Source organism: Pseudomonas sp. R4-84 (assembly GCF_054130985.1).
In genome coordinates this window covers 795,287-816,554 of record NZ_CP096390.1, presented here as the reverse complement: position 1 = coordinate 816,554, position 21,268 = coordinate 795,287, and the positions used below count along the sequence as shown (strand labels likewise).

The 21,268-nt window shown below is 60.8% G+C and carries 19 protein-coding genes; 6 read left to right on the top strand and 13 right to left on the bottom strand.

Annotated features, from left to right (window positions below):
• Positions 1-139: 139 nt before the first annotated feature.
• Positions 140-1,393 carry a serine hydroxymethyltransferase gene (gene glyA, locus M1D68_RS03780; protein ID WP_230153609.1) on the top strand — a complete coding sequence of 418 codons (1,254 nt, stop codon included), beginning with the start codon at positions 140-142 and terminating at the stop codon, positions 1,391-1,393.
• A 78-nt stretch (positions 1,394-1,471) separates the two neighbouring features.
• Here the strand turns inward: glyA and yjiA are convergent, their stop codons facing one another.
• The 3 genes from yjiA to M1D68_RS03765 form a co-directional block, all read right to left on the bottom strand.
• Positions 1,472-2,440: a GTPase gene (yjiA, locus tag M1D68_RS03775; RefSeq protein ID WP_434562220.1), complete on the bottom strand. Its 969-nt coding sequence runs from the start codon at positions 2,438-2,440 to the stop codon at positions 1,472-1,474.
• Positions 2,441-2,718: 278 nt separating this feature from the next.
• Positions 2,719-2,916 (bottom strand): YbdD/YjiX family protein, encoded by a 198-nt coding sequence (locus tag M1D68_RS03770; RefSeq protein ID WP_072390895.1) that lies wholly within the window; start codon positions 2,914-2,916, stop codon positions 2,719-2,721.
• A 15-nt stretch (positions 2,917-2,931) separates the two neighbouring features.
• Positions 2,932-4,998: a carbon starvation CstA family protein gene (locus M1D68_RS03765; RefSeq protein ID WP_420767271.1), complete on the bottom strand. Its 2,067-nt coding sequence runs from the start codon at positions 4,996-4,998 to the stop codon at positions 2,932-2,934.
• A gap of 159 nt (positions 4,999-5,157) precedes the next feature.
• Here M1D68_RS03765 and M1D68_RS03760 point away from each other — a divergent pair, with 159 nt between their 5' ends.
• Positions 5,158-5,514 carry a PilZ domain-containing protein gene (locus tag M1D68_RS03760; protein ID WP_457969330.1) on the top strand — a complete coding sequence of 119 codons (357 nt, stop codon included), beginning with the start codon at positions 5,158-5,160 and terminating at the stop codon, positions 5,512-5,514.
• Between the two features lie 188 nt (positions 5,515-5,702).
• Here the strand turns inward: M1D68_RS03760 and radA are convergent, their stop codons facing one another.
• The 3 genes from radA to katB form a co-directional block, all read right to left on the bottom strand.
• On the bottom strand, positions 5,703-7,070 hold the full coding sequence (gene radA, locus M1D68_RS03755) for a DNA repair protein RadA (RefSeq protein ID WP_030140305.1): 1,368 nt from the start codon (positions 7,068-7,070) through the stop codon (positions 5,703-5,705).
• 40 nt (positions 7,071-7,110) lie between these two features.
• Positions 7,111-7,659, bottom strand: coding sequence for an ankyrin repeat domain-containing protein (locus M1D68_RS03750; protein ID WP_457970679.1), 549 nt, complete (start codon positions 7,657-7,659; stop codon positions 7,111-7,113).
• A gap of 62 nt (positions 7,660-7,721) precedes the next feature.
• Positions 7,722-9,263 (bottom strand): catalase KatB, encoded by a 1,542-nt coding sequence (katB, locus tag M1D68_RS03745; protein WP_457969328.1) that lies wholly within the window; start codon positions 9,261-9,263, stop codon positions 7,722-7,724.
• A gap of 283 nt (positions 9,264-9,546) precedes the next feature.
• Between katB and mscL the strand changes: the two genes are divergently transcribed.
• Complete coding sequence (gene mscL, locus M1D68_RS03740) at positions 9,547-9,960, top strand: large-conductance mechanosensitive channel protein MscL (RefSeq protein WP_420767274.1); 414 nt, start codon at positions 9,547-9,549, stop codon at positions 9,958-9,960.
• Positions 9,961-10,002: 42 nt separating this feature from the next.
• Here mscL and M1D68_RS03735 read toward each other — a convergent pair whose 3' ends face one another.
• Positions 10,003-10,779 (bottom strand): ferredoxin--NADP reductase, encoded by a 777-nt coding sequence (locus M1D68_RS03735; RefSeq protein WP_420767275.1) that lies wholly within the window; start codon positions 10,777-10,779, stop codon positions 10,003-10,005.
• Between the two features lie 282 nt (positions 10,780-11,061).
• On the opposite strand from M1D68_RS03735, the gene M1D68_RS03730 reads away from it, so the two are divergent.
• Together M1D68_RS03730 and M1D68_RS03725 are read left to right on the top strand one after the other, a co-directional pair.
• Positions 11,062-11,775: an autoinducer binding domain-containing protein gene (locus tag M1D68_RS03730; RefSeq protein WP_434562214.1), complete on the top strand. Its 714-nt coding sequence runs from the start codon at positions 11,062-11,064 to the stop codon at positions 11,773-11,775.
• A gap of 173 nt (positions 11,776-11,948) precedes the next feature.
• Entirely contained in the window at positions 11,949-13,073 is a 1,125-nt protein-coding gene (locus M1D68_RS03725) for a methyltransferase (RefSeq protein ID WP_457969325.1), read from the top strand.
• Between the two features lie 5 nt (positions 13,074-13,078).
• Here M1D68_RS03725 and M1D68_RS03720 read toward each other — a convergent pair whose 3' ends face one another.
• Genes M1D68_RS03720 through M1D68_RS03710 form a run of 3 tightly spaced genes read right to left on the bottom strand, consistent with a single transcriptional unit; the run spans position 13,079 to position 15,715 of the window.
• Entirely contained in the window at positions 13,079-13,243 is a 165-nt protein-coding gene (locus M1D68_RS03720) for a DUF2474 domain-containing protein (RefSeq protein ID WP_080942585.1), read from the bottom strand.
• 21 nt (positions 13,244-13,264) lie between these two features.
• Positions 13,265-14,272: a cytochrome d ubiquinol oxidase subunit II gene (cydB, locus tag M1D68_RS03715; protein WP_434562210.1), complete on the bottom strand. Its 1,008-nt coding sequence runs from the start codon at positions 14,270-14,272 to the stop codon at positions 13,265-13,267.
• Between the two features lie 3 nt (positions 14,273-14,275).
• Positions 14,276-15,715, bottom strand: coding sequence for a cytochrome ubiquinol oxidase subunit I (locus tag M1D68_RS03710; RefSeq protein WP_420767279.1), 1,440 nt, complete (start codon positions 15,713-15,715; stop codon positions 14,276-14,278).
• A 487-nt stretch (positions 15,716-16,202) separates the two neighbouring features.
• Between M1D68_RS03710 and M1D68_RS03705 the strand changes: the two genes are divergently transcribed.
• Positions 16,203-17,441, top strand: coding sequence for an MFS transporter (locus M1D68_RS03705; RefSeq protein ID WP_434562208.1), 1,239 nt, complete (start codon positions 16,203-16,205; stop codon positions 17,439-17,441).
• Here the strand turns inward: M1D68_RS03705 and M1D68_RS03700 are convergent.
• From M1D68_RS03700 to M1D68_RS03690, 3 genes are read right to left on the bottom strand one after another with little or no spacing between them, the layout of a single operon-like run.
• Positions 17,438-19,639 (bottom strand): xanthine dehydrogenase family protein molybdopterin-binding subunit, encoded by a 2,202-nt coding sequence (locus M1D68_RS03700; protein WP_457969322.1) that lies wholly within the window; start codon positions 19,637-19,639, stop codon positions 17,438-17,440. The two genes, M1D68_RS03705 and M1D68_RS03700, sit on opposite strands and share 4 nt — an antisense overlap.
• The gene (locus tag M1D68_RS03695; protein WP_457969320.1) at positions 19,636-20,628 is read right to left on the bottom strand and encodes an FAD binding domain-containing protein; all 993 of its coding nucleotides are present in this window, start codon (positions 20,626-20,628) and stop codon (positions 19,636-19,638) included. Before M1D68_RS03695 ends, M1D68_RS03700 begins: the two co-directional genes overlap by 4 nt.
• Entirely contained in the window at positions 20,625-21,149 is a 525-nt protein-coding gene (locus M1D68_RS03690; protein WP_457969318.1) for a (2Fe-2S)-binding protein, read from the bottom strand. Before M1D68_RS03690 ends, M1D68_RS03695 begins: the two co-directional genes overlap by 4 nt.
• Positions 21,150-21,268 lie beyond the last annotated feature (119 nt).

Here is a 21,268-nt window from a genome sequence, read left to right as displayed (position 1 = left end):
CTCGCGATGGGGCCGGCCGAGACATCACTGAATAATGCATGAAACCCATTCGTCCAAGACATGACGCCCTTTCATATGCCTTCCAAAACCGGTTGAGGTAGAATGCCCCCCTTTTCTGCCCCGATCCTTGAGGACCGCCATGTTCAGCCGTGATTTGACTATTGCCAAGTACGACGCCGATCTCTTTGCCGCCATGGAGCAAGAAGCTCAGCGCCAGGAAGAGCACATCGAGCTGATCGCTTCGGAAAACTACACCAGCCCAGCGGTGATGGAAGCTCAAGGCTCGGTACTGACCAACAAGTACGCCGAAGGCTACCCAGGCAAGCGTTACTACGGTGGTTGCGAGTACGTCGACGTGGTCGAGCAATTGGCCATCGACCGCGCCAAGCAGCTGTTCGGCGCCGATTACGCCAACGTCCAGCCACACGCAGGTTCCCAGGCCAATGCCGCCGTGTACCTGGCGTTGCTGTCGGCCGGTGACACCATCCTGGGCATGAGCCTGGCCCACGGCGGTCACCTGACCCACGGCGCCAGCGTTTCCTCCTCCGGCAAGCTGTACAACGCCGTTCAGTACGGTATCGACGGCAATGGCCTGATCGACTACGACGAAGTCGAGCGCCTGGCCCTCGAGCACAAGCCGAAAATGATCGTGGCCGGTTTCTCCGCCTACTCCCAGATCCTCGATTTCCCGCGCTTTCGCGAGATCGCCGACAAGGTCGGGGCCTACCTGTTCGTCGACATGGCCCACGTTGCCGGCCTGGTTGCCGCTGGCGTGTACCCGAACCCGGTGCCATTCGCCGACGTGGTCACCACCACCACCCACAAGACCCTGCGCGGTCCACGTGGCGGCCTGATCCTGGCGCGCGCCAACGCCGACATTGAGAAGAAGCTGAACTCGGCGGTATTCCCAGGCGCCCAGGGCGGCCCGCTGGAGCACGTGATCGCAGCCAAGGCGATCTGCTTCAAGGAAGCCCTGCAGCCTGAGTTCAAGGCCTACCAGCAACAAGTGGTGAAGAACGCCAAGGCCATGGCCGGCGTGTTCATCGAGCGCGGCTTCGACGTGGTGTCCGGCGGTACTGAAAACCACCTGTTCCTGCTCTCGCTGATCAAGCAAGAGATTTCCGGCAAAGACGCTGACGCGGCGCTGGGTAAAGCGTTCATCACCGTCAACAAGAACTCGGTACCCAACGATCCACGTTCCCCGTTCGTCACCTCGGGCCTGCGTTTCGGCACCCCTGCGGTGACCACTCGCGGTTTCAAGGAAGCCGAGTGCAAGGAACTGGCTGGCTGGATCTGCGACATCCTGGCCGACCTGAACAACGAAGCGGTGATCGACGCCGTGCGTGAGAAGGTCAAGGCGATCTGCAAGAAGCTGCCGGTATACGGCGCCTGATAGCAGTAGCAAAAAAAAACCGGCCCCAGTGGCCGGTTTTTTTATCGTTGGAAAACCACTTGCCCCACGCGTGGATGGTCAGTGGAGCGCGGCTTCGAAGCCGGCGCGGATCTTTTCTTCGGGCAATTCATCGGCGATGAACACGATAACGCTTTCCCGGGCCTCGCCTGGCGCCCAATCGGTGTCCCAATCGAAACCGTACAATTTGAGCACACCCTGGAATACCAACCGACGGGACTCGCCCGCGATGTTCAAAACGCCTTTGTAGCGCAGCAACTGCTTGCCGTGTTCTTCCAGCAACTGGTTCATGAAGTCGCTGAGCTTGTCGATGTCCAGCGGCTTGTCGGTGCGCAGCACCAGACTGCTGATGCGATCGCCCGTGGTCGCCTTGCCAACCGGACGAAGGCTGAGCCCGGCGCCCAGGTCCGCATTGAGGTTGAAACCGCGGATGTCCAGCAATTCGGCCAGGTCGATCTTGCCGTGTTCGACCACTCGAATCGGCGCCCGCCGGTTGATGCGCATCAGGCGTTCGCGAAGAGCCTCGACATGGGCCGCGTCGACCAGGTCTGTCTTGCTCAATAGCAGGCGATCGGCAAATCCGACCTGGGCCTGGGCAATGGCCTGGACCAGGTGGGTGTCGGCATGGGCGGCATCCACCAAGGTCAGGATACCGTCGAGGATGTAGCGCTCACGCAGGTCCTCGTCGATGAAAAAGGTTTGCGCCACCGGTGCGGGATCGGCGAGACCGGTGCATTCGATCACTAGGCGGTCAAATTGGATCTCGCCGCTGTCCAGCCGCTCGAGCAACAAGTACAGGGCCTTGGTGAGGTCGGTGTGGATGGTGCAACAAACGCAGCCGTTGGCCAGGGTCATGACCTGCACCGGCTCTTCGCCCAGCAACTGGGTATCGATGCCTGCATCGCTGAATTCGTTCTCGATCACGGCAATTTTCAGGCCGTGCTCGGCCTTGAGCAGATGACGCAGCAGCGTGGTCTTGCCAGCGCCGAGGAAGCCGCTGAGGATCGTGACCGGGATGGGAGAGGACAAACTGAATCTCCTTGATGCCTGAAAAAGAAAGCGGATCCTGTGGGAGCGAGCTTGCTCGCGATGGCGTCAGGTCAGTCAAATCCTCGTCAACTGACACTCCGCTATCGCGAGCAAGCTCGCTCCCACAAGGGAACCGGTGGTGTACAAAAATCCTGAGACCAGCCCAAAACAACTGTGGGAGCGAGCCTGCTCGCGATGGCGTCAGGTCAGTCAATTCATCATTAACTGACCCACCGCTATCGCGAGCAGGCTCGCTCCCACAAGGGATGGGCCTCAGTTCAACAGCACTTAGGCCCGGCCTTGCCGCCGTAACGGGCCTCTTGGCGCTCTCGGAAGAACGCCTCGTAGTCCATCAGCGGCTTGTCCGGGTGCTTGGTTTGCATGTGCTCGACGTAGTTGTCGTAGTCGGGCATGCCGACCATCAGGCGGGCGGCCTGACCGAGGTATTTACCGAGGCGACTCAAGTCATTGAACATCGTTGCAATCCTCTATCAAGCGTCCGGCAGGGCCTGGAATGGCGCTTCTTTGTCCGTGCGCTCTTTCGTGCCCCAGGCGGCGATGCCGACCTTGAGCGCGTAGAACAGGATGCTGAAGACCACGAACAGGAACAATACCGTCAGCGTTGCGTTGGTGTAGGCGTTGAACACCACGTGCTGCATCTGCTCGATGCTCTTGGCCGGGGCCAGGATCTGGCCGGCGGCCAGGGCATCGTTGTATTTGCGCGCCAGGGCCAGGAAGCCGATCGCCGGGTTGGCGTCGAACAGCTTGATCAGGCCCGCGGTGGTGGTGCAGATCAGCAGCCAGCTCGCCGGCAGCAGCGTGACCCAGACGTAGCGCTGGCGCTTCATCTTGATCAGCACCACGGTGGCGAGCATCAGCGCGATACCGGCCAGCATCTGGTTGGAGATGCCGAACAGCGGCCACAAGGTGTTGATGCCGCCCAGCGGATCGATCACGCCCTGGTACAGCAAGTAACCCCACAGCGCGACGCAGCCGGCAGTGGCGATCAGGTTGGCGGTCCAGGATTCGGTACGCTTGAGGGCCGGCACGAACGAGCCGAGCAGATCCTGCAGCATGAACCGCCCGGCACGGGTGCCGGCGTCCACCGCGGTGAGGATGAACAGCGCTTCGAACAGGATCGCGAAGTGGTACCAGAAGGCCATGGTGTTCTCACCCGGCAGCACCGAGTGCAGGATCTGCGCGATACCGACCGCCAGGGTCGGCGCACCGCCGGCACGGGCCAGGATGGTGGTCTCACCGATGTCCTTGGCCACCGCTTGCAGCGCGTCGGGGGTGATTGCAAAGCCCCAACTGCTGACGGTCTGGGCCACGGCCACCACGTCAGTGCCGACGATCGCCGCCGGGCTGTTCATGGCGAAGTACACGCCCGGCTCGATCACCGAGGCGGCAACCATCGCCATGATGGCCACGAAGGACTCCATCAGCATGCCGCCGTAACCGATGTAGCGGGCATTGGTTTCGTTATCCAGCAGCTTGGGCGTGGTGCCCGAGGAGATCAGCGCATGGAAACCCGAGACCGCGCCGCAGGCGATGGTGATGAACAGGAACGGGAACAAGCCGCCCTTCCACACCGGCCCGGTGCCGTCGGTGAACTGAGTCAGCGCGGGCATTTTCAGCTCGGGCATGGTGACCAGGATGCCGATCGCCAGGGCGACGATGGTGCCGATCTTGAGGAAGGTCGACAGGTAGTCCCGTGGCGCCAGGATCAGCCACACCGGCAGGACCGCCGCGACAAAACCGTAGCCGATCAGCATCCAGGTGATCTGGATTCCGGTGAAGGTGAAGGCCTTGGCCCAGACCGGATCGGCGGCGATCTGCCCGCCCAGCCAGATCGAACCCAACAGCAACAGCACGCCGATGATCGAGATCTCGCCGATGCGGCCCGGGCGGATGTAGCGCATGTAGATGCCCATGAACATCGCGATCGGGATGGTCGCCATCACCGTGAAGATGCCCCACGGGCTCTCGGCCAGGGCCTTGACCACGATCAGCGCCAGCACCGCGAGGATGATGATCATGATCAGGAAGCAGCCGAACAGCGCGATGGTGCCGGGAATACGGCCCATTTCCTCGCGCACCATGTCGCCCAGGGAGCGACCGTTGCGGCGGGTGGACAGGAACAGGACCATGAAGTCCTGCACCGCACCGGCCAGCACCACGCCGGCGATCAGCCAGAGCGTGCCGGGCAGGTAGCCCATCTGCGCGGCCAGCACCGGCCCGACCAGCGGCCCCGCGCCGGCAATGGCCGCGAAGTGGTGGCCGAACAGGATGTGCTTGTTGGTCGGGACGTAGTCCAGGCCATCGTTGTTGAGCACGGCAGGCGTGGCCCGGCGCGCATCGAGTTGCATCACGTTGTTGGCGATGAAGAGGCTGTAGTAGCGATAGGCGACCAGGTAAATGGCCACGGCTGCGACGACGATCCAGAGGGCGTTGATCGCCTCGCCTCGACGCAATGCCACGACGCCCAAGGCGCACGCTCCTACGACGGCCAGCAGTAGCCAGGGCAGATGGCGTAGCAGGCTATTATTGTTTTTCATTTTTATATTCCAGCCAGGGTGGACAAGAAAGATAGCCACTGGAGTTTAGCGCTAACCAGCGTAAAGGCCATACCCCGACATTCGTCGGCCACTGACCGAACGACAACGACGGCGCGCCAGTTGGGTCTATAGTCAGTGGATCTTCAGGGGGAACGGGTAATGAGCGAACGCCGCCGCTTCGTACGAATTGAATTCCATGCCAAGACCGAACTGAGCCAAGGGCCCTTCATCTGGCCAGTGAAGTTGCTGGACCTGTCCCTCAAGGGGCTGCTGATCGAAAAGCCCCAGCCTTGGCTCGGTGATCCCGAGGCGCCTTTCATGGCAGACATCCACCTGAGCCCGGAGGCAGAGGTCAAGATGGAAGTCCGGCTGGCTCACGACGACCACGGCCACCTGGGCTTCGTCTGCGAGCATATCGACCTGGATTCCATCGCCCACTTGCGTCGATTGGTGGAACTGAACCTGGCCGACCATGATGAACTGGAGCGGGAACTGGCGGCGCTGATCCAGATTTGAATCCAGCGGTGCCCCCTGTGGCGCGGGGATTTATCCCCGCTGGGCTGCAAAGCAGCCCTAAACCTGACAACTCGGTGTGCCAGGTTGATTGGGGTCGCTTTTTTGGGGCTGCTGCGCAGCCCAGCGGGGATAAATCCCCTCGCCACAGATAAATCCGCTCACCACAGTGGACCGCACCCGCCTCGGTGCTATTCGAACAACGCATCCAACGCCTGCTCCAGACGTGTCACCGCGATGATCTGCAACCCCGCCGGCGCCTCCTTCGGCGCATTGCCCTTGGGCACGATGGCGCGCTTGAAGCCATGCTTGGCCGCTTCTTTCAGCCGCTCCTGGCCACTGGGCACCGGTCGCACTTCTCCCGACAACCCCACTTCCCCAAACACCAACAAATCGTGGGGCAGCGGCCGGTTTCGCAGGCTGGACATGACCGCTGCCATCAGTGCCAGGTCGGATGCGGTCTCCAGCACCTTGACTCCGCCCACCACGTTGAGAAAAACGTCTTGGTCGTGCGTAGGAATCCCGCCGTGCCGGTGCAGGACAGCCAGCAACATCGCCAATCGGTTCTGATCCAGCCCCAACGTGACACGGCGCGGGTTCGCCAGGTGACTGTCATCCACCAACGCCTGCACTTCCACCAGCATCGGTCGGGTGCCTTCCCACGTAGCCATGACAACGCTGCCTGGAACTTCTTCCTGGGCGCGTGTCAGAAAGATCGCCGAGGGGTTGGATACTTCCTTCAAGCCCCTGTCGGTCATGCCAAATACACCCAGTTCGTTGACGGCGCCGAAGCGATTCTTCACCGCCCGCAGCAATCGCAGGCGACCATCGGATTCGCCTTCGAAATACAGCACGGTATCGACCATGTGCTCCAGCACCCGTGGCCCGGCCAGCGCGCCTTCCTTGGTGACGTGGCCTACCAGGAAAATCGCCGTGCCGCTCTGCTTGGCGTAACGCACCAGCAACGCAGCGCTCTCGCGCACCTGGGACACGCCGCCCGGGGCCGATTGCAGTTGTTCGGTAAAAATTGTCTGGATCGAGTCGATCACCATGACCTTGGGTTTTTCCAGGCGCGCCGTGGCGATGATCGTTTCGATGCAAGTCTCGGTCATGACTCGCAACTGATCCTGGGGCAACCCCAGGCGCCGGGCGCGCATGGCCACCTGCTGCTGGGATTCTTCGCCAGTGACATACAGCGCCGGCATGCGCGTGGCGAGATTGCACAACGTCTGCAACAGGATGGTGGACTTGCCGATGCCCGGATCGCCGCCGATCAACACCACCGAACCGTCCACCAGACCACCGCCCAGCACGCGGTCCAGCTCACCGGATGCCGTGGAGAACCGCGGAATTTCCTCAACGCTGACCTCGGCCAGCGTCTTGATCTGCGCCTGCTGGCCGGCCCAGCCCGTACGCCCGGTGGGCGCCGCCGCGCCGCCGCTTTCCACCATGGTTTCGGTCAGAGTGTTCCAGGCCCCGCATTCGCTGCATTGGCCGGCCCATTTGGGAAAGGTCGAGCCGCACTCGGTGCAGCCGTACATGCGCTTTGCCTTGGCCATCTGAACTCCGGGTAAAAACCGCGATGATAACAGCCGGGCTTTACCGCGGGGCCGGCATTCTGATTTCACCCTTTGCCAGATCTGCCGGGGTGTTGCCCAACGGATCCCTGGCCTCCAGGTCGGCCCCCTTGGCCTTCAGGGCATCGAGCAACTCGCCACGCTTGAACAGACCGGCATACATCGCGGCGGTCTGCCCGGCACCGTTGCGCTGGTCTGGGCTGCAATCGGTGGACAATAAACGACGCGCGATCTGCACTTCGCCCTTGAAAATCGCCCCCATCAACGCGGTGTTGCCACGTTTGTCCTGGGCACAGGCATCCGCCCCGGCGACCAACAGACGCTCGACCGCCGGGCCATGACCGTGATACGCCGCCAGGATCAGCGCGGTGTAGCCCTTCTCATCCCGCGTGTCCAGCGAATAGCCGGCCTCGATGAAGGTATCGAGCATCGGCACATCGCCCCGGCGGGCGGCATCGAAATAATAATCTTGCAACTGTGCCCGCACCTCATCCGCGCCGGCGGTCGGAGCCTGATCGGCCAGCACAGCCCATGACCATGTGACTAATATCAATGAAAGGAACTTACGCATCATGACCTCTCCATGCGACTGCGAATTATGGGAGCCGAACCCACTCGGCTCCCATAAGCGGATCAGTCGCTCAGCTTCTCGGCCAGCGCCTTGACCCGCGCCAGGTCGCCCTTGGCGACACGGGCCACTCCCGTCCCGTATTCAGGATCGGCCTTGTAGAGGAACGACAGGATGATGTGCTTGCTCTCGTCATCGGTAGTCGCCAAAGACCCACCAAAACTCTCGATCAAGTCACTGCGCTCCTTTTGGTTGAACGAGCGGTACAGGTCGCCCGCCTGCTTGAAGTTCTGCTCGCGCTGGATTTTCGCCTGTTGGGTGCTACCGGTCAGCTCGGCCTGGCTATAGCGCGCCGCTTGTTGTTCTTCACGGGGCATCAAGCGGCTCGGCTGGTAATTCACGCCGGTGCTGGTCTTGCCAAAATTCATCGCGCCATCCTGGTTGCCGTTGTTGACAGCGACCTTGGGGGCATTGATTGGCAACTGCAGCGCGTTCGGCCCAACCCGGTACATTTGCGTATCGGCATAGGAAAACACCCGCCCCTGCAACAACCGGTCTTCCGAAGGCTCGATACCCGGCACCAGGTTCGCCGGCGCCATTGCCACTTGTTCGGTTTCCTGGAAAACATTCGCCGGATTACGGTTCAACACCATTTGCCCAACTTTTCGCTCAGGAACATCCGGCCATATCTTGGTCGCGTCCAATGGATCGAAGTCAAACTTGGCCAGGTCCTGAGGCTTGAGCACCTGGACGAACAAGTCCCACTTTGGAAAGTCCCCCTTATTGATATGGCTGACCAAATCGTTGGTCATATGGCTGTAATCCTGTCCTTGTACTTTCACCACTTCTTTCGGGTCGAGATTTTTGAGGCCTTGCAAACTTTTCCAATGAAACTTTACGTAACTGATCTCGCCCTTTGAGTTGATCAGTTTGTAAGCATGTACACCGTTACCGTCCATCTCGCGGTAACTGGCTGGTGTCCCGGAGTTTGAATACAACTCGGTCAGGGTGCGAGTCGCTTCTGGAACATGGGAAAAGAAGTCGAAACGACGGGAGTCATCATCCAGGTTGGTTCGCGGATCGGGTTTGAACGCGTGGACCATGTCAGGGAACTTGATAGCGTCACGGATGAAAAATGTCGGGAAGTTATTACCCACCAGATCCCAGTTACCCTCCGCCGTATAGAACTTGGTGGCAAAGCCACGCGGGTCGCGCAGTGTTTCGGGCGAATGATTGCCATGCACCACGGCGGAAAAACGTACGAACACTGGCGTGACCTGGCCCGCCGCGAAAACCTTGGCCTTGGTCAGGTCGCTCAAATCATTGGACACGGTAAATTCGCCATGGGCACCGGTGCCACGGGCATGGACGACGCGCTCGGGGATACGTTCGCGGTCGAACCGCTGAAGCTTCTGGATCAATTGCACATCCTGAAGCAAGGTTGGGCCATTGGGCCCCGCCGTTTGCGAGTTCTGGTTGTCGCCTACCGCTGCACCATTATCGCGAGTCAGCGTGGCGGCATTGATGGACAGGGAAAACAGGCTGGCGGTCAGCACAACAAGGGAACGGCGACCGGACATAGCGCCGAGGCCAAGGGAAGTGTTCATTGAAGTTTCCTCTGATTTTATAAAGCGCATCCATGTGCGCCTTTCAGAGGCTAGTGCTCGGAAAATGAAAACCTAAATAGAAATGCCATACCGCGCTGATAGAAAAAACAATATAGGGAGTCAGCCCTGAAGCGCGTATCGCGCGCGATTGGTGGCACTTTGTAAACTTTTCGCGGGGGGCCGGGTCGATTACAGGCACGCTTTGTAAGCAATCATGTCGAGCGAGACACCGATGACTGGCTTACACTGCGGCTATCAACTCATCTGTCACAAGGAATCATTCATGGGCGTGCTAAGCGAGTTCAAGGCCTTCGCGGTCAAAGGCAATGTCGTCGACATGGCCGTCGGGATCATCATCGGTGCTGCTTTCGGCAAGATCGTTTCGTCGTTCGTGGGTGACGTAGTCATGCCTCCGATCGGCCTTCTGATCGGCGGGGTGGACTTCAGCGACCTGGCCATCACCCTCAAGGCCGCCCAAGGCGATACGCCGGCAGTTGTGCTGGCCTATGGCAAATTCATCCAGAGCACAGTGGACTTCATCATCGTCGCGTTCGCGATCTTCATGGGCGTCAAGGCCATCAACCGGCTCAAGCGCGAAGAAGCCGTCGCCCCGAGCGCCCCCCCTGTGCCGACCAAGGAAGAGCTATTGCTGAGTGAGATCCGCGACTTGCTCAAGGCCCAGAACGAACGGCCCTGATATTCCCGCGCCTAGAAATGGCGTCCCCGGGACGCCATTTTTCTACCAATAGTTTTCCACCGCTACCTGGCCGGGCCGGCGGGTGAGGCTCAGTTGCAGGCCCCTGGCCTTGAGCAGCTTGCGCGTGTCGTCAATCATCTGGGGATTGCCGCACAGCATGACCCGGGAATGCTCAGGCGTCAGCGGGACACCGGCGACCCGTTCCAGCTCACCGTTCTCTATCAACGTAGTGATTCGCCCGTTAAGGGCCTCTGGAACCTGCTCTCGGGTGACGGTCGATATAAACCGGAACTTATGCGCGTATTCGGCCAGGTAGTCTCGCTGGAACAACCCCTCGATAAGGTCCTGGTACGCCAGTTCCCTGGCCTCCCGCGCACTGTAGACGAGGATGATCCGTTCGAATTTTTCCCAGACCTCGAAATCCTGCAGGATCGAAAGAAACGGGGCGACACCCGTTCCCGTGGACAACAGCCATAGATCACGACCGTCGACAAAACGGTCCAGCGTCAAATAGCCAAAGGCCTGGCGCTCGACCAGCAGATTATCCCCTGGTTTCAGACGGCTCAGCTCGCTGGTGAATTCACCGCCCGGGACGACGATCGAAAAGAACTCGAGAAACTCGTCGAACGGCGATGACACCATGGAATAAGCGCGCCAGACGGTGCTCCCATCCGCCTTGACGACACCGAGCCGGGCGAACTGACCAGCCCGGAAGCGGAAACCGCGATCCCTGGTGGTGCGTAGCGTAAACAAGTGAGGCGTCAACGTTTGTACGTCGACCAGTCTCTGGCGGGTAAACTTTTCTGCATTGTCGGTCATGGGGCACTCCAATCGAACAAGGCCTGCAGTGTCCCGCAAAGTGAGGATATTAACCACCGCCGAAGATTGATAGCGTTAAGCCACCCACCTTGTACATCGGTGGATAAAGCTCTACAAAGTTAAAAACATGTATCAAAAACACTGTTAATAAAGTGCCTTCGTCAATAGCGACGACGCCAGACAAAAGAAAAAAATCTAACTACCGAGCAAGGAAAAGTCCTACACTCATTTTTGCGTCACCGATTGGATCCACCTCGTTGAAAGTTCCAAAGGAGAAATGCAATGGACGAGTGGAAGGACTTGCAACTGCGAAAACTGTCATGTGAAAAGGACTTGCAAAGGGCCTATCGTCTGGTACTGGATTTCTTTAATTTTCAAGGATTTGAATACTGCGCCTTTGCCGCATACTCGGGCGTTCCCGATCGGTATGCCAGCAAGATCAATATTAATAATTACCCTTATGGATGGGACCGGCTTTATGAACAAAATGGTTACGTGAACAATGACCCGATAGTGGCGCATTGCAACCAGTCCGCATTACCTATCCTGTGGAGTGAAAGTGCATTTTCCGAAGCACCCAAGTTATGGCGGGAACTTAACCGACAGGGTCTCAGGCACGGCTGGACACAAGCCATACATGATGAGCACGGCTCCCATTACAGTTTATTCAGCCTCGCCAGGACGCATTGTCCGATCGATGCCGACGAGCACTATGGGAACCTTGGCTATGCCATCTTCGCCAGCCAGAAACTGCATGCTCTGGCGGGCAAGAAGCTGGTCGACAATATGGTGCCCCCGCAAACCTACCACCTCTCCCCCCGGGAGATCGAAGTGCTGAGGTGGTCCGCGGAAGGAAAGACGGCGTCGGAGGTCGGGCGCATCCTGTGCCTGTCCGAACGTACCGTGAATTTCCATGTCTGCAGCTGCATGCGGAAGTTGAATGTGACCAATAAAATCTCGGCGGTGGCGAAAGCTGCGCACATCCATGTGATCTAGGTAACCGCTCAGTCTGCAAAAACCCACGGGTAATGCCTGGCAAAAAAAAGTACCATTTACGGCCCCACTTGAATGATGACGCGCCTAGTCCGCGACGCAGTTCATTCAGGAGGTCCCGCTGACAGACCTGCCCAAGGCAGCGGGACACCCGTTGATTTGCCAGAGTCCCAGCCATGCCCTTGCTCGATACTCCCTTCGCCCAACTCGACCTGATCCGCCAGCCCGAACAGCCGAACGAACCCCTGCAAGCGTTCGACGCTGCCGATGAATATTTGCTTGCGCACCTGGCCGAACAGCAACCGGGCGCGGAAACTCGGGTGCTGGTACTCAATGATGGCTTCGGCGCCCTGGCGGCCAGCCTCGCAGGCAAGGTCAAGGTCACCAGCAGCGGTGACTCGTTCCTGGCGCTGCAGGCATTGGAAAAGAATCTGGTGCGCAACGGCTTGCCGTTCGATACGGTGCCCATCGTGCCGGCCAGCGAAGCGCTGACGGGGCCTTTCGATTGTGTCCTGGTCAAGGTGCCCAAGACCCTGGCGCTGCTGGAGGAGCAACTGATCCGGCTGCAAGGGCAACTGGCACCAGGGGCCCAGGTGATCGCTGCCGCGATGGTCAAGCACCTGCCCCGGGCCGCAGGCGACCTGATGGAGCGCTACGTCGGCCCGGTGCAGGCCTCGCTCGCTGTCAAGAAGGCCCGTCTGTTGATTGCCACGCCGCAACCGAGGACACCGGCCGCTTCCCCTTACCCCACTCGGTATGCGCTGGATGAGCCGAACATCGAGTTGCTCAATCATGCCAATGTATTCTGCCGTGAAGGGCTGGACATCGGCACCCGCGCCTTCCTGCCGCATCTGCCAAAAAACCTGGGCTCGGCGCGTGTTGCGGACCTGGGTTGCGGCAACGGCGTGCTGGCCATTGCCAGCGCCCTGGCTAACCCGGACGCTCGCTACACCCTGGTGGACGAGTCGTACATGGCCGTGCAATCAGCCGCCGAAAACTGGCGAGCCGCCCTGGGCGAGCGCGAAGTGATCGTGAGGGCGGGCGATGGCTTGGCCGGGCAAGAAGCGCAGTCCCTGGATGTGGTGCTGTGCAACCCGCCCTTCCATCAGCAGCAAGTGGTGGGCGATTTCCTTGCCTGGCGCATGTTCCAGCAGGCCCGTGAAGCGTTGGTGGTCGGCGGCGCGCTGTACATCGTCGGCAACCGCCACCTGGGCTATCACAGCAAGCTGGCGCGGCTGTTCCGCGGTGTCGAGCAGGTGGCCGCCACGCCGAAGTTCGTGATCCTCAACGCCCGCAAATAACTCCGTCAGTGAGTCGTCAAACCCGCGGCGTTCATGAACATCCGCATCAAGCTGGCTACGATGAACAATGCCAGCACGCTACCGGCCCAAATCGCCGCCAGCCAACCGAGCCGCTGCCATAGCGGCTTTTTTTCCGCGGCCTCGATGTCTTTCAAGTCAGGCTTGGCCATCTTCGGCACCTCGCAGGTCGGTCAATGGTAGCCATCGTCATGGGTCACCTTGCCGCGGAACACGTAGTAGCTCCAGAAGGTGTACACCAGGATCAACGGAATGATGAACAACGTGCCGACCAGCATGAAGCCCTGGCTCTGTGGCGGCGACGCGGCGTCCCAGATCGAAATGGACGGCGGCACGATGTTCGGCCACAGGCTGATGCCAAGGCCGCTGTAACCCAGGAAAATCAGCACCAGCGTCAGGATGAAAGGCGTGTAGTTGGCGTTGCGGGCCACGGCGCGGAACAACCCGTACATGGTCACCAACACCAGGATCGGCACCGGCAGGAACCAGAACAGGTTCGGCAAGGTGAACCAGCGCGCGGCGATATCGGCATGGGCCAGTGGGGTCCAGATGCTGACGATGCCGATCACCGCCAGCACCACGAAGGCCAACGGCCTGGCCAGGTCATGCATCTGTTCTTGCAGCTTGCCTTCGGTCTTCATGATCAGCCAGGTACAGCCGAGCAAGGCATAGGCGGCGATCAGCGCCAGGCCGCAAAACATGGTGAACGGCGTGAGCCAGTCCAGGGAACCGCCGGCGAACTGGCGATTGACCACTTCGAAGCCGTCGATGAACGCCCCCAGGGCGACCCCCTGGAAGAACGTCGCCGTCAGCGAGCCACCGATAAATGCCTTGTCCCAAAGATGCCGCTTCTCGGCCTTGGCCTTGAAGCGGAACTCGAACGCCACGCCCCGGAAGATGAGCCCGATGAGCATCAGGATCAGCGGCAGGTACAATGCCGAGAGCACCACCGAATACGCCAGCGGGAACGCCCCGAACAGCCCTGCCCCGCCCAGCACCAGCCAGGTCTCGTTACCGTCCCAGACCGGCGCGACGGTGTTCATCATCACGTCGCGGTCGCGCTCGCCCTTGACGAAGGGGAAGAGAATGCCGATGCCCAGGTCGAAGCCGTCCATGATCACGTACATCATGATGCCGAAGATGATGACCACGGCCCAGATCAGCGGAAGATCAATACCCATGACTCAATTCCCCTTGTTCGAGCTGTCGTTGTGGTCCACTTCGTCGTCGCCTTCGTTGGCGGCCGACAATGGACGGGCCGGGGTGCGTTTCTGACCGGGGCCACCGTCGGTCGGCTCGGCTTCCTGGGCCACCGGGCCCTTGCGCACCAGACGCATCATGTAGCTCAACCCCGCGCCGAACAGCGCGAAATACACCACCACGAACATGACCAGGGTGAAGCTCATCTGCGCAAAGCTGTGGCCGGACGACGCATCCGCCGTGCGCATCAAGCCGTAGACTACCCACGGCTGGCGACCGATTTCCGTGGTGAACCAGCCGGCCAGGATCGCGATCAGCCCGGAAGGCCCCATCCACAGCACCAGGTGCAGGAACGGGCGGGATTGGTAAAGCCGGTTGCCGCGGCGTAGCCAGAGGCTGCACAGCCCAGTGAATATCATCAGCAACCCCAGGCCCACCATGACCCGGAACGACCAGAACACGATGGTCGAATTCGGTCGATCCTCAGGCGGGAAATCCTTCAGCGCCGGCACCTGATCGGTCAGCGAGTGGGTCAGGATCAAGCTGCCCAGGTACGGGATTTCCACAGCGAACTTGGTTTGCTCGGCCTTCATGTCCGGCCAGCCGAACAGAATCAGTGGCGTGGGTTCGTCGCCGACGTTTTCCCAGTGCCCTTCGATGGCGGCAATTTTTGCCGGCTGGTGCTTCAGCGTATTGAGACCGTGGAAGTCACCGATTACCGCCTGTACAGGCGCGACCAGCAGGGCCATCCACATCGCCATCGACAACATGCGGCGAATGGCCGGGTTATCGCGACCGCGCAGCAGGTGCCAGGCCGCCGACGAGCCGACGAAAAACGCGGTGGCGACAAAGGCCGCGACCGACATGTGCATCAGCCGGAACGGAAACGAGGGGTTGAACACCACGGCCAGCCAGTCCACCGGAATGACCCGGCCATCGATGATTTCGTAGCCTTGCGGGGTTTGCATCCAACTGTTGGACGACAGGATCCAGAAGGTCGAGATCAGCGTACCGATCGCCACCATGACCGTGGAAAAGAAGTGCAAGCCACGCCCCACGCGATTCCAGCCGAACAGCATTACGCCGAGGAAGCCCGCTTCGAGGAAGAATGCCGTGAGCACTTCATAAGTCAGGAGCGGCCCGGTTACAGCGCCAGCGAAATCCGAAAAACGGCTCCAGTTGGTGCCGAACTGATAAGCCATCACCAGCCCGGAGACCACCCCCATGCCGAAGTTGACGGCGAAAATCTTCGACCAGAAGTGATACAGGTCGCGGTAGGTATCGTCGTGTGTCTTCAGCCACAGGCCTTCGAGTACCGCCAGGTAACTCGCCAGGCCAATGGTGATGGCCGGGAACAGGATGTGGAACGAGATGGTGAACGCGAACTGGATTCGGGCGAGATCGAGCGCCTCCAAACCGAACATAAGTCTTCCTCTGTCAGGTAAAACCGGCTGCGGGCGGGGCTTGCATCACAGCCCCCAGGGATATGGAGTGCGATGCTTTTAAAATCGTTCTTTTTAAACCGTCACAACGCAGGACTTTGGCCCAATGGCCGCCAGCACAACGCCCCAAGGGGATTGACCTGGGTCAAGCAATGTTCAAAGAGTAGTCGCTATATGGCCGATGGACGGCGTGGTTTTTTGTCGCGTGACAGGTTGTCCCAGGTGCTCAGGACATAAGTAAAAACTCTTGTGGCGAGGGGATTCATCCCGCTCGATCGCACAGCACTCGCAGAAGCTTGGGGCCGCTTAGCGCCCCAGCGGGGCGGTGCGACGTTTCGCTAAATCCCCTCGCCACAAATGTTCCCTCAAGCCAATATCGATGTTTGGCTAACTATTTTTCCAACCACCGCAACTTCCTGTTACAGCTCAGTGATAATCTCGACCTTCCCATCACCGGACCCCGTCACAGATGCCCAGCCAAGCGCCCCTTCTGCTCCGTCACCATCGTCCCTTCATTGCTTTCTGGCTGGCTCGGATATTCACCGCCAGCGGTTTCCAGATGCTGACGGTGGCCATCGGCTGGAACCTCTATCAACTGACCGGCAATGTCCTGGACCTGGGGCTCGTCGGCCTCGTGGAGTTCGCCCCACGGGTGCTGTTCATGCTGCACACCGGGCACGTGGCGGATCGATACGATCGACGTAAAGTCGCGGCCATCTGCCAATCGTTGCAAGCCATGATCGCCCTCACCCTGGCGATTGGCAGCGCCAGCGACAACGTTACGCGCGAGATGATCTTCATCCTCGCGTTCCTGCTCGGCGCGGCCCGCTCCTTCGAAATGCCGACCACCCAGGCGCTGTTGCCGAGCATTGTCCCTGCCGCGTTGTTTCCCCGGGCAGTGGCCGCCGCGCAATCAGCACAACAATCGGCCACCATCGTCGCCCCGGCCCTGGGCGGTTTGCTGTACGCCTTTGGCAGCGTCTGGGTCTATGGGCCAACCGTGTTGCTTTATGTCATCGCCTGCTGCCTGATGCTCAACCTGCCCGCCCGGCAGACACCGCTGAATAAAGGCAAGGCGACCCTCGACTCGCTGTTGGCCGGTATTCGCTTCATTCGCAGCCGCCCGGACATCCTAGGGGCGATCTCTCTGGACTTGTTTGCGGTGCTGTTGGGCGGCGCCACCGCGCTGTTGCCGGTATTCGCCAAGGACATCCTGCTCACCGGCCCCTGGGGCCTGGGCCTGTTGCGTTCGGCGCCGGCGGTCGGGGCCTTGCTGATGTCGCTGTGGCTGGCGCGGTTTGCCGTGGAGCGCAAGGTCGGCCGGGTGATGTTTACCGCCGTGGGCGTGTTCGGCGTCGCCACCATTGCGTTCGGCCTTTCCACGTCGTTCTGGTTCTCCCTGGCGGTATTGGTGGTGCTGGGCGCGGCGGACATGATCAGCATGGTCATCCGCGCCTCCTTCGTGCAGTTGGAAACGCCCGACGAGATGCGCGGTCGGGTCAGCGCTGTGAATGGGTTGTTTATCGGCGCCTCGAACCAGTTGGGCGAATTCGAGTCCGGGATCACCGCCCACTGGTTCGGCACGGTGCCGGCGGTGGTCATGGGCGGCGTCGGCACGCTGCTGGTGACCGGGGCCTGGATCAAACTGTTCCCGACCCTGGCCAACCGTGACCGGATGCACGAACCGGTGGACGAGGCGAAAGCCTAGAGCAACTTATCCAGGGTGATGGGGAAATCCCGCACCCGTTTGCCCGTGGCATGGTAGATCGCATTCGCCACCGCCGCGGCCACGCCGACAATGCCGATTTCGCCGACGCCCTTGGACCCGAGGGCGTTGACGATCTCGTCATGCTCTTCGACAAATATCACGTCTATCTCGCCAATGTCGGCATTCACCGGCACATGGTACTCGGCCAGATTGTGGTTCATGTGGCGGCCAAGGGCATGGTCGGTCAAGGTTTCTTCGTGCAGTGCCATGCCAACGCCCCAGACCACCCCACCGAGGATCTGGCTGCGGGCAGTCTTCGGATTGACTACCCGGCCCGCCGCGATGGCGCTGACCACTCGGTTGACCTTCACCGTGCCAAGGTCTTCATCCACCAACACCTCAACGAAAACCGCCGAATGCGTGGCGGTCGCATAGGCATGGCGTTTTTCATCCGGTCCGGTGCCGACCTCCGCCTGCAACGGCACTTCGCCGCTTTTTTGCGCCAGCTCCGCCAGGGCGACACGGGCCTCGCCCATGCGCAGTTCACCGTCGATGAATGTTACCTGCTCAAGGGTCGCGCCGCTGAAGGCAGGACAGGACTGACGGGCCACGGCGAGCAGCTTTTCCCTGAGCGCTTCGCAGGCTTTCTGCACCGCCGTGCCCACCGACGAGACGGTAAACGAACCACCCTGCAATGGTGCCGTTGGCAGCGACGAGTCGCCCAGCACAAAGGTGACGTCCTCAAGGGAAACGCCTGACGCCTCGGCGGCAATTTGAGTCATGACGGTATAGGTGCCGGTGCCGATGTCCGTCGTTGCGCTGCTGACGGTCAACTTGCCGTTGGCGTCCAGCGAGGCGCGGGCACTGGCTTTTTGCTGCATGGCTTCCCACACGCCGCCCGCCATGCCCCAGCCCACCAGTTGCCGGCCGCTGCGCATGCTGCGCGGTTCGGGGTTGCGCTTGCTCCAACCGAAACGGTCGGCGCCCTGGGCGTAACAGGCCCGCAGCTCCTTGCTGGAATAGGGCTTGCCTTCGTTTTCGTTGCGTTCGGCATAGTTGATCAGACGCAACTGCAGCGGGTCGATCGCCAGGGCGCAGGCCAGCTCGTCCATGGCACACTCCAGCCCGATCAACCCGAGGGCCGCGCCCGGGGCGCGCATGTCCAGCGGTGTGTACACGTCCAACGGCGCCAGTTTGTACGTCAGTGTCACGTTATCGCAGTGATAGAGCATGCCGCTCCACTCCACCACGTGCTCGGTAAAATCTTCGAAACGCGAGGTCTGGCCAATGGCGGTATGCGCTACCGCGAGCAATCTTCCGTTGGCCGCAGCACCCAATTGCAAGCGCTGGAATGTCCGAGGCCGATAGCCAAACGTAAACATCTGCTGGCGCGTCAGGCTGACCCGTACGGAACGCTTGAGATGCAGCGCGGCCATCACCGCGAGCGCCAATTGGTATTGCGGACGCAGGCCGGAACCAAACGCGCCGCCCACGTAGGCGGCAAATACCCGCACTTGCTCCTTTTCCAGCCCGAATACTTTTTGCACGTACGCCTGGCAGTTCTGCGCGCCTTGGGTCTTGTCGTGGATATGCAGGCTTGCGTCGGGTTGGTACAACACGGTGGAGGCATGGGGCTCCATCGGGTTGTGGTGTTCTATCGGCGTGCTGTAGGACACGTCCACACTCAGGGCTGCGCTCGCGTACTCGCCCTGAAAATTCCCACGGGGCTTGGGCAGTTCTGCAGGTGCTGGATGGGCTTCGTTTTGCAGGATTGTCAGATCGGTCTGATGCCCCTCAGCCTCGTATTCAATCTCCACCAGCGAGCCGGCATAACGGGCCAGCTCCAGGTTTTCGGCGACCACCAGGGCCAGCGGCTGGCCGCTATAGAGGATCTGGTCGTTGAACAGTGGCCGGAACGGCGAGCCCTCCGCTGCGTCGGCATCCTGATAGGGTTCGTCGTAGCTGGCGATTTTGGGCCGATTGGTATGATCGATCACAGCAACGACACCCGGCAGCGCCAGGGCGCGGGAAGCATCGATACCCACCACCCGCCCCCGGGCGATGGCACTGGATACGACACTGCCGTGCAACAAGCCGTCTTCCGGATATTCCCCGGCGTAACGGGCCCGACCGGTCACCTTGAGGAGGCCATCGACCCGGTCCAGCGGCTGGCCTATGGTTTTGCTCGGTGCATTCATCGGGCGGTTCCTCCCACCAGTGCGGCATCGCTCAAGGCGCGGACAATCGCCCGGCGCGCCAACTTGACCTTGAAACCGTTGTGCTCCAACGGCTCGGCGTTTTGCAGCAGCGCATCCGCGGCGGCCGTGAACGTCTCGCGGCTGACCGCCTGCCCCACCAACCAACTCTCCACGGATCGATCACGCCAAGGCTTGTGTGCCACGCCACCCAGGGCCAGGCGAGCCTGGCGAATCACCAGCCCGTCCAGCTCCAGCGCGGCGGCGACCGAGACCAGAGCGAAGGCATAGGACGCGCGGTCACGAATCTTCAAGTACTGGCTGTGTTCGGCGAAGCCTGTGGGCGGCAGCTCGATATAGGTGATCAGTTCATCATCGGCCAGTTGGTTGTCCCGGTCCGGAGCGTCGCCGGGCAGGCGATGGAAGTCGGCGAATTCGATGGTCCGTGGACCACCCCGGCCCAGCACATGGACCACCGCGTCAAGCGCGGCCAGTGCCACGCACATGTCGGAGGGATGAGTCGCGACGCATTGATCGCTCGCCCCAAGAATCGCGTGAATACGGTTCAAACCGGTTCGAGCCGGGCAGCCACTGCCGGGCCGACGTTTGTTGCACGGCACACCGGCGTCATAAAAATAGTAACAACGGGTACGCTGCAACAGGTTGCCACCCGTGCTGGCCATGTTGCGCAGCTGTGGCGAAGCACCGGCAAGAATGGCCTGGGAGAGCAATGGATAACGGCGCTCGATCCAGGGGTGCCAGGCCAAATCGGCGTTACTCACCAACGCGCCAATCATCACCCCGCCCGATGGCGTTTCGCTGAGGTCGGCCAAGGGCAGCCCGGTGATATCGATCAGGTGCTGGGGGCGGGTGAGGTTTTCCTTCATCAGGTCGAGCAGGTTGGTGCCGCCAGCGATGAAACGCGAATCGGCACTCGACAGCTCGACGGCGGCCTGCAGCGTGTCGGGCTTGCTGTAGCGAAAGGGATTCACGACTCACCTCCGGTCTGCTGGCAGAGCGGCAGGGCTTCTTCGATGGCATCGCGAATGTTGTTGTAGGCACCGCATCGGCAGAGGTTGCCGCTCATCAGCTCGCTGATTTCGGCGCCAGTGCTCGCCCGCCCCTCGTGGGCAAGCGCCACTGCCGAACAGATCTGCCCGGGAGTGCAATAGCCGCACTGGAACGCGTCATGCTTGATGAATGCCCGTTGCATCGGATGCAACTCGTCGCCATTGGCCAGGCCTTCGACGGTGGTCAGCTCGGCACCGTCGCACATCACCGCGAGGGTCAGGCAGGCGTTGATCCGCTTGCCGTCGCGCAGCACCGTGCAGGCGCCGCATTGGCCGTGGTCACAGCCCTTTTTGCTGCCCACCAGGTCCAATTGTTCGCGCAGCAAATCGAGCAACGTAGTCCAGGGCAGCACCTGCAACTCGCGCACCGCGCCATTGAGTGTCAGACGTATGGAATGACGGACGAAGGACGCCTGCGTCGCTTCGGACAAGGTCGCGCTCATGGAACACCTCACGGTTGGTCGTACACGCGGCGTTTTGGAAAACCGCCGTCATAAGGGGTACGACTTCGGGGTGGGATGAGCGTTCCAAGACAATTGCCCGCCCCCAATGCACGAGTCCA